Annotated in this window: 7 protein-coding genes; 5 read left to right on the forward strand and 2 right to left on the reverse strand. The window is 71.2% G+C overall.

Features of this window, described 5'->3' with window-relative positions:
- Positions 1–18: 18 nt before the first annotated feature.
- A complete protein-coding gene (locus ACWD38_RS17890) occupies positions 19–1,374 on the reverse strand; it encodes an LLM class flavin-dependent oxidoreductase (protein ID WP_184478609.1) in 1,356 nt (451 codons plus the stop codon).
- Positions 1,375–1,580: 206 nt separating this feature from the next.
- Between ACWD38_RS17890 and ACWD38_RS17895 the strand changes: the two genes are divergently transcribed.
- Genes ACWD38_RS17895 through ACWD38_RS17910 form a run of 4 tightly spaced genes read left to right on the forward strand, consistent with a single transcriptional unit; the run spans position 1,581 to position 6,694 of the window.
- Positions 1,581–3,230 carry an ABC transporter substrate-binding protein gene (locus ACWD38_RS17895; RefSeq protein ID WP_450124485.1) on the forward strand — a complete coding sequence of 550 codons (1,650 nt, stop codon included), beginning with the start codon at positions 1,581–1,583 and terminating at the stop codon, positions 3,228–3,230.
- A complete protein-coding gene (locus tag ACWD38_RS17900) occupies positions 3,227–4,210 on the forward strand; it encodes an ABC transporter permease (RefSeq protein WP_184478611.1) in 984 nt (327 codons plus the stop codon). Before ACWD38_RS17895 ends, ACWD38_RS17900 begins: the two co-directional genes overlap by 4 nt.
- On the forward strand, positions 4,207–5,055 hold the full coding sequence (locus ACWD38_RS17905) for an ABC transporter permease (protein ID WP_184478612.1): 849 nt from the start codon (positions 4,207–4,209) through the stop codon (positions 5,053–5,055). Before ACWD38_RS17900 ends, ACWD38_RS17905 begins: the two co-directional genes overlap by 4 nt.
- Positions 5,045–6,694 carry a dipeptide ABC transporter ATP-binding protein gene (locus ACWD38_RS17910; RefSeq protein WP_450124486.1) on the forward strand — a complete coding sequence of 550 codons (1,650 nt, stop codon included), beginning with the start codon at positions 5,045–5,047 and terminating at the stop codon, positions 6,692–6,694. Before ACWD38_RS17905 ends, ACWD38_RS17910 begins: the two co-directional genes overlap by 11 nt.
- Positions 6,695–6,802: 108 nt before the next feature.
- Here ACWD38_RS17910 and ACWD38_RS17915 read toward each other — a convergent pair whose 3' ends face one another.
- Positions 6,803–9,574, reverse strand: a complete 2,772-nt coding sequence (locus ACWD38_RS17915; RefSeq protein WP_450124487.1) for a sensor domain-containing protein — start codon at positions 9,572–9,574, stop codon at positions 6,803–6,805.
- 549 nt (positions 9,575–10,123) lie between these two features.
- On the opposite strand from ACWD38_RS17915, the gene ACWD38_RS17920 reads away from it, so the two are divergent.
- Positions 10,124–11,290, forward strand: coding sequence for a beta-ketoacyl synthase N-terminal-like domain-containing protein (locus ACWD38_RS17920; RefSeq protein WP_450124488.1), 1,167 nt, complete (start codon positions 10,124–10,126; stop codon positions 11,288–11,290).
- Positions 11,291–11,545 lie beyond the last annotated feature (255 nt).

Here is an 11,545-nt window from a genome sequence, read left to right on the forward strand (position 1 = left end):
ACCGGACGTGAAGCCCGGTCAGGAGAACGCGCCGCGGTAGGCGGCGGCGGGGTGGTGGTCGTCGAGGAGGTCGGCACCGGTGAGCTTGCGGCGGGTCGTGCCGGGGCGGTACTCCCGTTGCGCCAGCCCGCGTTCCTGCAGCACCGGCGTCACGTGCTCGATGAATTCCAGGTAGCTGCCCGGGATCGTGTAGTTTGTGACGTTGATGCCGTCCACTCCGGCGTCGCGCCATTCGGCGAGCCGGTCGGCGATCTGCTCCGGGGTGCCCACGACGCGGCCGTTGCGGGTGCGCAGCCGCGCGAGGTCGCGCACCGTCGGCTCCCGGTCCGGGACCGCCTCCCGCAACCACAGCAGGTGGCTGCGCGAACCCTCCGATTCGATGTCGCCGATCGGGGTGTCCAGGTCGTAGTGCCCGAGGTCGACGCCGATACCGCCCGCCGCGTGCGCGATGATCGCGTCGTCGTCGATGTACTCGTCCACCTCGTCGGCGCGGCGCCGCGCCTCCGCCTCGGTGCTGCCGATGACGAACGAGAGGCCCTGGAAGAAGTTCAGGTCCTCCGCCTTGCGCCCGGCTTCGACGACCAGGCGGCGGGTGTCGTCGATCAGCGCCTTCGCGTCCTTCGGGCTGGGCGACTGGATGAACTGGGCCTCCGCGTTGCGGGCCGCGAACCGGCGCCCGGTGGGGGAGGAACCGGCCTGGAACAGCAGCGGCGTGCGCTGCGGCGAGGGAGCGACCAGGTGCGGGCCTTCCACGCGGTAGCGCTCACCCGCGTGGTGGATCTTGTGGATCTTGGTGAAGTCGCCGTGCACGGCGCGCTCCTTGTCCTGCAGCAGCGCGCCGTCGTCCCAGGACCCCTCCCAGAGCTTGTAGACGACGTCGACGTACTCGTCGGCCCACGCGTAGCGGTCCTCGTGCGGGGTGATGTCGTCGTAACCGAAGTTGCGCCACGCGTTCGGCGACAGGCTCGTGACGATGTTCCACGCGATCCGCCCGCGCGAGGCGTGGTCCAGCGTGGAGATCTTGCGCGCGAAGTTGAACGGGTGCTCCTGCAGGATCGAGCTGGTGATCGCGATGCCCAGTTCCGAGGTGGCGTGCGCGATGGCCGAGGCCAGCACCGACGGATCGTTGCTGGGGATCTGCAACCCGGACTCGACGAACTTCTCCCACGACGAGCGGTGATCGGCGTAGAGCCCCACGACGTCGGCGAAGAAGATGAAGTCGAACCTGCCCCGCTCCAGCTCCCGCGCCAGCGACACCCAGTGCTCCAGCGAGTTGAACTCGGTCTGCCGCGCCTCCGGCAGCCGCCAGGCCCCGTGGGTGATGTGCGAGGTCGTGTTCATGACGAACGCGGAGAACTGCAATGGGCGTGGCATCGGATTCCCTCCCGGGCGTCGGGTTCCTCCCGCGTCGCGCGGGCCGGCTCTCGGCTGTCCGGCTCCGCCGACGCTAGGGCCCGCGCGGTGCCCGGCCGAGGGTTGGCATCTCCCTGATCGCAACCCTTGGCGCCGCCACCGGCGCTCCTTAACTTTCGGAGCACACCCGCGTCCGGCGGGTGCACCGGTCGCGGAGGAGGAGGGACATGGGCTTCACATCGCTGCCCGGCCGCGCCGCCCGGTTGCCCGGCCTCGTGGCCGAGTCCACGGCCGCGCTCCTGGTGGTGGCGCTGGCCGCGGGCTGCTCGGCCGCCGACGGCGCGGCACCGGACGACGACGGGGTCATCGAGTACGCCCACGAGCAGGAACCGCCCTGCGTGCACGGCGGCTGGGTGCAGAACGCCTACCTGGCGCGGCAGTACCTGGACAACCTGGTGTCGCTGGACTCCGGCGGCGAGGTCGTGCCGTGGCTGGCGCAGCGCTGGGAGATCTCCCCGGACCAGCGGACCTACACCTTCCACCTCAAGCCGGGCGTGCGCTTCACCGACGGAACGCCGCTGGACGCGGCGGCGGTGCGGGAGAACTTCGAGCGCTACCTCGACCCGGAGACGCAGAACAGCACCGTGTTCGCCTACATCGGCGAGTACTACGAGCGGGGCGAGGCCGTCGACGCCCGCACCTTCCGGATGCACCTGACCAAGCCGTACGCGCCGCTGCTGACGGTGCTGACCCAGGGCTACTTCGGCATCCAATCGCCCACCGCGCTCGCCCGCGGCACCCGGGCGAACTGCGAGCAACCGGTCGGCAGCGGCCCGTTCCGCATCGAGAGCTGGGAGCGCAACCAGCAGATCACCTTCGTGCGCAACGAGAACTACACCTCCGCGCCCGCCAACGCCAAGCACCAGGGCCCGGCGTACGCGCGCAAGCTGGAGTGGAAGTTCCTCAAGGACCCCACGTCGCGCTACGGCTCCCTCAGCGGCGGCGAGTCCGACGTGATCTACAACGTGCCCGCCATCGACTGGGGCGAGGCCCGCGAGCGGTTCGAGGTGCAGCAGTACATCACGCCCGGCAGGCCCGTGGCGCTGAACATCAACGTCTCCCGCGCCCCGTTCGACGACGTGCGGGTGCGCCGGGCGTTCGCGCACTCCGCGGACTGGGAGTCCGCCGTGCGGGCCGCCTTCTTCGACGTGGTGCCGCACAACGGGAACGGCGCGCTCAGCAGCAGCACTCCGCTGCACGACCCCGAATTCTCCGACGCGCACCGCCGCGACGTGCCCAGGGCGAACGCGCTGCTCGACGAAGCGGGCTGGACCGGGCGCAACGAAGCCGGCTACCGCGTGAAGGACGGCGTGGAGCTCCACCCGGTGATCGTCTACCCGGCGGGCGCGGTGATCGGGCCGGAAGGCGTGGCGCTGCTGCAGAACATCCAGCAGATGGCGAAGGACACCGGTTTCCACGTCGAGCTGCTGCCCGCGACGCAGAGCGAGTACTTCGGCGGCAAGTACTCCTCCCCGGACAGCTACAACGCCATCACCGGCTACTGGACGAGCCCCACGCCCGGCCTGCTCTACATCAACTGGCGGCGCAGGCTGCCGGAACGGCCGAACCCGCAGAACAACACCTTCTACGACAACCCGGAGCTGGAGCGCCTCATCTCGCGCGCCAACTCCACGCTCGACCCGGCCGAGCAGCGGACGCTGTACTCCGCGGCGCAGCGGATCATCTCCGAGGACGCGGTCGCCATCGGCCTCTACACCCAGACCACCTCGCTGGCCGTGCGGCCGGGCCTGCGCGACGTGTGGATCGAGAAGTCCCAGGGAGAACCGGTGTTCCACGACGCGAGGTTCGTCCGATGACCGCGGTCGAACTCCCCGAGCCGAGGACCGGGTCCGGGCGGCGCGTCGCGCGCTGGATCGCCGCCCGCGCGGCAGGCGCGCTGATCGTGCTGTGGGCGGCGGCCTCGGGCACCTTCCTGATCCAGGCGCTGATGCCGGGGGACCGGGCCACGCTGCTGCTCAACCAGTCCAGCGGGGAGAACCGCGAACGCACGCCGGAGGAGCTCGCGCCGGTCAACGCGCAGTACGGCTTCGACGATCCGCTGCCGGTGCAGTACTGGAACTACTTCGCCGGGCTGCTGCGCGGCGACCTCGGCACCTCCTACCAGCTGCACCGCCCGGTGCTCGGGCTGATCCTCGAACAGATCACCCCGACGCTGGTGCTGGCGTGCGCGGCGCTCGTGCTGGCGTGGGCGTTCGCGGTGGTGATCACGGTGCTCACCGCGGGACGCGGCCGGTGGCTCACGGCGATCGGCTCCGGCCTGGAGACGGTGGCCGCCGCGCTCCCGCACTACTGGCTGGCCGCGATCCTGCTGGTGGTGTTCGCCATCGAGCTCCCGCTGCTGCCCGTCGAAGGCCGGGGCGGTGCGCTGGGACTGGTGCTGCCCGCGCTGACCTTGGCGCTGCCGCTGTCCGGGTTCCTCGGCCAGGTCACCCGCGACGAGTTCACCGCCGTGCTGGACCGCCCGTTCGTGCTCTCCGCCCGTGCCCGCGGCATGAGCGACCTGCGGGTGCGGGTGCGCCACGTGCTGCGGCACTCGCTGTTGCCCGCGGTGTCGCTGTCCGGCTGGGCGATCGGCGCGCTGTTCTCCGGCGCGGTGATCGCCGAGACGGTGTTCGTGCGCCCCGGCATCGGGCAGGTGCTGGTGCAGGCCGCGAACAGCCGGGACATCCCGCTTGTGGGCGGCATCGTGCTGTTCGTCGCCGTCGTGTACGTGCTGGCGAACCTGATCGTCGACGCGCTGTACGCGCTCATCGACCCGACGTTGGGCGACTCATGACCGCACTCGCTCCCGCACCTTCCCGGCCGGTCGTGCGGCTGCGCCCCGGCCTGCTGCTCGCCGCCGTCGCCGTGGCCTTCTTCGCCGCCGCGGCCCTCTGGCCCGCGCTGGTGACCGCTCGCGACCCGCTCGCGATCGACCTCACCCGCGTCCTGGAGCCGCCGTCGTGGCGGCACCCGCTCGGCACCGACCCCTCCGGGCGCGACCTGTACGCGCGGATCGTGCACGGCGCGCGGGATTCGCTGCTGATCGGGGTGGGCGCGACCGCGCTGGGCATGTCGGCGGCGGTGGTGCTGGGCGTGCTCTCCGGGCTGTCCGGGCGATTCCTGGACGGGGCGATCAACCGGTTCATCGAGGTGCTGTTCGCGTTCCCCGTGCTGCTGCTGGCCCTGCTGTTCGTGGCGGTGTTCGGGCCGGGGCCGGTGACGCTCGTCGTCGCGGTCGGCGTCGGCACCGCGCCCGGCTACGCGCGGATGATCCGCGGCCAGGTGCTCGCCGCGCGGGATTCCGGCTACGTCGAGGCCGCGACCGCGTTCGGGCACTCCTACCCGCGCGTGGTCGTCCAGCACATCTTCCCGAACGCGATGCGCCCGCTGGCGGTGGCCACGACGCTGGGCGTCGGCCAGTCGATCGTGTGGGCCTCCGGACTGGCGTTCCTCGGCCTGGGCGCGGCGCCGCCGTCCTCGGAGTGGGGCGCGCTGCTGGACGCGGGCCGCGCCTACATGACCCACGCGTGGTGGCTGGAGGTGTTCCCCGGCGTGGCCGTGGTGGGGCTGGCGCTGTCGGTGACCGCGTTGGGCCGGGCTTTGCAGCGACGACTGGAAGGAACGCACCATGACGGCTGAACCGCTGCTGCGGGTGGAGGACCTGCGAGTCGGCTTCGGCGCGCGCGAGGTCGTGCGCGGGGCGTCGTTCGAGCTGCACGCCGGTCGGTGCCTGGCCGTCGTCGGGGAATCCGGCTCCGGCAAGAGCGTCACCGCGCGCACCCTCGTCGGGCTCACCGGCGCCGGTTCGCACGTGTCGGCGCGGCGCCTCGAATTCGCGGGCACCGACCTGCGCGGGCTCGGCGACCGGCAGTGGCGGCGGATCCGGGGGCGCGACATCGGGTTCGTGCTCCAGGACGCGCTGGTCTCGCTGGACCGCCTGCGTCCCGTGGGCCGCGAAGTCGCCGAAGCCCTGTCGCTGCACGGCCGGGGGAACCGCGCGCAGCGCGCCGAGCGGGTGCACGCGCTGCTGGAGGAGGTGGGCGTGCCGGAACCGCGGGTGCGCGCTTGCCAGCTGCCGCACGAGCTCTCCGGCGGACTGCGGCAGCGGGTGCTCATCGCGCAGGCCATCGCGCTGGATCCGGCGCTGCTCATCGCCGACGAACCGACCACCGCGCTCGACGCGACCGTGCAGGTCCGCATCCTCGACCTGCTCGCGGAGCGCAAGCGCGCGGGGCAGGGCCTCATCCTCGTGAGCCACGACCTCGCGGTGGTGTCCCGGCTGGCCGACGAGGTCGCCGTGATCCGGCAGGGCGAGATCGTCGAGCAGGGTCCGGTCGGCGAGGTGCTGGGAGCTCCCCGCCACGAGTACACCAAGGCGCTGCTGGACGCCGTGCCCTCGAACCACCCGAAGGGCACCTTGCTGTCCCCGCATCCCGACCGACCGGCCGGAACGGTGCTGCCCGACCGCGGCACCACCCGGACGCAGGCCCCGGTGCTGCGCGCCTCGGGTCTGGTCAAGCGCTTCCGCGGCCCCGACCGGCGGGTGCGCACCGCCGTCGACGACGTGTCCTTCGAGCTGCGGGCAGGCGAAACCCTCGGCGTGGTGGGGGAATCCGGCTCCGGCAAGACCACCACCGCCCGGATGGCGCTGGCACTGGAGGCGCCGGACGAGGGCACCGTCGAGCTCCTCGACGGCCCGTGGACGACGCTGAGCCCGCGCCGGCGCAGGCCGCTGCGCAAGCGGATCACCGTGATCTACCAGGACCCGCTGAGCTCCTTCGACCCCCGTTGGAGCGTGGAGCACGTGCTGCGCGACAGCCTCGATCCGGCGGAGTTCAGCACCTCACGCGCTCGCTCGCGACGGGTCGGCGAGCTGCTGGAGCAGGTCGGGCTCGGTGACGAGCACCGGCGGCGGCGACCGCTGCACCTGTCCGGCGGGCAGCGGCAGCGCGTCGCCATCGCCCGCGCGCTCGCGCCCCGGCCATCGGTGATCGTGTGCGACGAACCGGTGTCCGCGCTCGACGTGTCGATCCAGGCCCAAGTGCTCGACCTGCTCACCACCGTGCAGGCCGAACTGGGCGTGGCGTACCTGTTCATCTCGCACGACCTCGGCGTGGTGCACCACATGAGCGATCACGTGCTGGTGATGAAGGACGGCCGCGTCGTCGAGCAGGGCCCGGAAGAGGAGGTCTTCACCGCACCCCGCGACCCGTACACCCGGAGCCTCCTCAACGCGCTCCCCGCCCTCCCCCCGAGACGAGAACCGGCCGTCCTCTGACTCCGCGCGGAGTGCTTCAAGGACGACCCGGCGGCGGTGGAAGCCTGATCGTCGCGTTCGAGCCGTGGCGTCGGCGCCCGCGGGCGCCCGGACGGCACGACCGACCGCTCAGCGCGAGGCGATGCTGCGGAGGCTCGCGAAATCGTTCAGGGGGGCGGGTTTGCCGAACAGGAAGCCCTGGCCCAGGTCGCAGCCGATCCGCTGGAGGATCTCCAGCTGCTCGGCGGTCTCCACGCCCTCGCCGACCACGCTGAGCCCGACGGCGTGCGCCATCGCCACGATGCTCGTCACGATGGCCTGCACGTCCTCCGACTCGCCCAGATCGGACACGAACGAGCGGTCGATCTTGAGGGTGTCCAGCGGCAACCGCCGCAACTGGGCCAGCGAGGAGTAGCCGGTGCCGAAGTCGTCGATGGCCAGGAACGCGCCCAGCTTGCGCAGGTCGCGCAACGCCCGCACCGCCGAGGTCGCGTCCTGCATCAGCGCGTTCTCGGTGACCTCCAGGCACAGCGCCTCCGGCGGCATCCCCGCGTCGTCGAGCGCGTTGCGCACGATGTCGTGCAACCGCGGATCACCCAGCTGGCGCGGGGAGAGGTTCGCGTTGATCTGCAGCGCGGCGCCGTGCTCCCGGCGCAGCTCGGCGAACTCCCTCGTGACCGTGCGCAGCATGAACTCGCCGATCTCGTTGATGAGGTCGCTCTCCTCGGCCAGCGGGATGAACTCGGCGGGGGAGATCGAGCCGTGCTCCGGGTGCGTCCAGCGCAGCAGCCCCTCGGCGCCGATCACCTGCTCGGACTTGAGGTCCACCACCGGCTGGTAGGCGACCCACAGCTGCTGCTGCGACACGGCGTGGCGCAGGTCCTGCTCCAGCAGCATGTGCCGCTGCACCCGCTCGCGGAGCTCCACGTCGAAGAACGTGTAGCGCCCGCGCCCCTGCGCCTTCGCCCGGTACATCGCCACGTCGGCGTCGCGCAGCAGGTCCTGGGCGGAGCGGGTGTCACCGGGCCGGGAGACGACGATGCCGATGCTGGCGTCCACGTGCAGCCGGATGCCCTCCACGTGCGTCGGTTCGGTGAGGGTGCGCAGCAGCTGGTCGGCGCGGACGCTCAGCTCCTCCTGGTCGAAGGGGTTCTGGGTGGCGATCACGAACTCGTCGCCGCCGAGCCTGCCCACGAACTCGCGGTCGTCGGTGGCGCGCACCAGCCGCTGCCCGATGTTGCGCAGCACCTCGTCGCCCACGCCGTGGCCGAGCGAATCGTTGACGATCTTGAAGTTGTCCAGGTCCACGAACAGCACCGTCAGCGCCTGCTCGCGGTGCGGGGAGTTCACCGCCGCGTCCAGGTGCCGCAGCACCAGCGTCCGGTTCGCGAGCCCGGTCAGCGGATCGTGGGTGGCCTCGTGCTCCAGCCGTTCGCGAGCGGCCCGGCTCTCGGTGATGTCGCTGAACGACACCAGCACCCGGTACGGCGGCCGGTCGTCCGGGTTCAGCGCCCGCGCAGTCACCGCCAGCCACACGCTCTGCCCGTCGCCGCGCTGCACGCGCAGCACCCGCGAGTTCACCGGCTGCCCGGTGCGCAGCGTGGTCGCCGACGGGCGGGTCTGCTCGGTGACGCGGTCGCCGTTCTCGTCGAACATCGGCCACGCGTCGGCGTTCACCCCGACGATCTCCGTGGGCTGGGCGCCGAGGATGCGCTGGGCCGCCGGGTTCGCCGACTCGACGATCGCCGTCGGGTTGATCACCAGCACGCCCTCGTCGAGCGCGTCGATGACGGTGGCGAAGGTGCGCTCGGCGTGGCGGCGGGCCGTCTCGTCCGCGCACACCAGCACGTAGCCGCCGTCCATCTCCGCGGCCGAGACCCGCACGACCAGCGCGCTGCCGTCGCCGCGGCGGTGCAGCGCTTCGCTGACCCCGCCGGTGGCCAGCAGCTCCGCCGGGCGCAGCGCGGCGCCGACGAGCTCCTCCACGGGCCTGCCCAGCGCGTGCTTCGCGGAGATCCCGTAGACCGCTTCCGCGGCCGGGTTCCAGCTGGTGACCACCGCGTCGTGGTCGATCGCGATGATGGCGTTGCTGACGTGCTGCACCAGCGCCGCCTGGTAGCGCAGGCTCGCCTCGGCCGCCTTCTTGTCGGTGATGTCGCGCAGGATCACCTGCAGCGCGGGGCGGCCCTCCCACGTGGTGAGCACCGAGACGACTTCGACGGGAACCGTGGTGCCGTCGAACCGGTTGAGGTCGGCCTCGGCGGGTTTCGTCCGCGAACCGGGCAGCGTCAGCGAGCGGAGCCGTTCGTTCATCTTCGGCACCGAACGCGTCTCCACGAAGTCGGTGATGGGCCGGCCGATCACGCGTTCGGGGCTGTCGATGCCGAGGATGCTCAGGGTCGCGGAGTTGGCGTAGCGGACCAGGCCGTCCTGGTGCACGCAGATCGCGTCCGGGCTGAGCTCGACCAGCAGCCGGTACCGGTCGGCGAGGTCGGTGAGCGTCTGGCGGTCCTGGTGCACGCGGGTGACGTCGGCGGCCACGCCGATGAGGTGGTCACCGGCGTCGTGGTCGCGGAACCGGCGCGCGTGGAAGTGGATGAACCGGGGCTCGCCCGCGTCGTCATCGCCGAGCGGCTGTTCCAGGTCGAGGTCGTGCCATGCGGCGGAGGCGCGCGCCGAGACCGCCATCGGAGCGATGAGGTCGACCAGGCGGTCGCGCAGCGCTTCGTCGCTCTCTCCGGGAACGCCGAGCAGCGCGTCCATGCCCCGGGTCCAGGTGATGGTGTCGTCCTTGAGGGACAGCGACCAGCGGACCGCGCCGTTGGCGGTCAGTGCGAGGTCCAGGAACTCGCGGTCCAGTTCGGGGCCTATCGAGTGCTCGGCCACTGGGTCAACTTCCATCGAACATCCACGGGACAGATCTGGTGCACGCCATCCGCATTAACGAACCACCACCGTTCACGGCCTTGGCGTTCCGGCGCCGAGCCTTGGAGCGTCCCTTCCTCGCGGTCGGACGGATCGGTATCCGAACGCTCGTAGTTTCCCATGCGTGCTGCTCACGAACCGTCCTGAGTGGCCGGGCGGCCGGGGAGCCCGGCTGATCATAAGCCCGTGGCGTCGCGGCGGCGAACACGGGATGTGATGTCGCGGGATGTGTTCGTAGTGATCTCTTGGACCATTCGCGTGGTAAATCGAGGCTCAAAGCACTATTGGTATCCATTGCTCGCCTTCTCGCTTCACTCTAAAGAGGATTTCGTTGTCGCAGTTCACAGGAATGGGTGACTGCGCGTAGTTCGATCTCGATGTCGGCGACCCGCTTCTCGATCGGGACCGGTGGAAATTCCGCCCGGCTCTCGGCGAGTGATTTCCGGCGCCGTCGAACGCGAATCGCGGCGAACCGACGCGGCGACACGAAATCGATCGATCACAAAAGCGAGAAAGGGATGAGCGATGATCTCCCAGCACTCTGAAATCGAAATCGGCGGCATCGGTGCCGTGACCGGCTACGGCTGGGGACGCGAGGCCCTGTGGGAGGGGCTGGCGGCCTCCGAGCTCGCCGCCTCGCTCGTCGACGGGCACGGGCCCGATCAGGACCGGCCCGCCTGGGTGGCGCGGGTGCCCGAGGGCGGCGACCCGGCCGACGGGCCGAGCCGCTTCGCCAGGTCGATGCGCGCCGCGGCCCGCGAAGCGATCGGCGACGCCGAGGACCGGGGATGGACACCGGGTCGGCGCGTGGGGCTCCTGCACGCGGTGGTGCTCGGTGAAGTGGACCTGTGGCGGGAGTTCTACCAGGCCCGCGAAGGCCGGGTGACGATCCGCGAGTACCTGGCCCTGATGCCGTCCACGCCCATGTCGACGTTCATGAAGGAGTTCGGCTTCCACGGGCCCGCCATGAACGTCTCCGCGATGTGCGCCTCCGGCAACGCCGGGCTGCTCACCGCGAAGGCCTGGCTGGACGCGGGCATCGTCGACGACGTGGTGTTCGTGGCCACCGACCTGTCGGCGAGCCCGGAGAACCTGCTGCACTTCGAGCGCCTCGGCGTCACGATCACCGACACCGAGCCGCTGGACGCGTGCCGCCCGTTCCAGGAGGGCAGCCGTGGCTTCATCATGGGCGAGGCCTCCGTCGGCATGGTGCTCTCGCGCGGCTTGAGCACCCCGTACGCGCAGGTGCTCGGCGGGGCGATGTCGCACGACGCCCACCACGTCACCTCGATCGAACCGAGCCTGACCGAGGTGACGGGCTGCGTCGCCGACGCCCTGGACAACTCCGGGGTGAAGGGCGGCGACATCCGCTACCTCAACGCGCACGGACCGGGCACCGCGCAGTGCGACCGCGCCGAGGCGCGGTTCTGCGAGGACCTGCTGGCGGCGGAGACCGAGATCTACTCGGTGAAGCCGCTGGTCGGGCACTGCCAGGGCGCCGCGTCGGCGGTCGAGGTCGCCGTCGCCGCGCTCGGCTACCGGCACGGGTTCATCCCGGCCCCGCCACGGCGGGCACCGGGCAACCCGCGGCTGCTCGACGGGCCCACCCCGCTGACCGGAGGGCTCACCTTGAAGTCCTCCATCGGCATGGGCGGCCACAACTCGGCGGTCGTCCTGGCACCCCCGCAGTGAGCAACCCGGCTCCGAGGTGAACAGCGGTGCCCGGAACTCCACCGGAGTTCCGGGCACCCACCGGGGGCCAGCCTCGGTTGAGGCTGACGACCGCTCTTGATCTGTGTCCTGTCAGCGGCGGAGCCGCTGAGCAGTGACCACGCACGCAGATGGACCACCCGCGGGTTCTCAGGTGTCTTCTCGCGAGGACAGCTTTTTCCCTCGTGGCGGAGCCACTTGGGAAAAAGATCCCGCAGCGAGAAGACACCTGAGGTT

The organism is Saccharopolyspora sp. NPDC002578 (assembly GCF_053592695.1).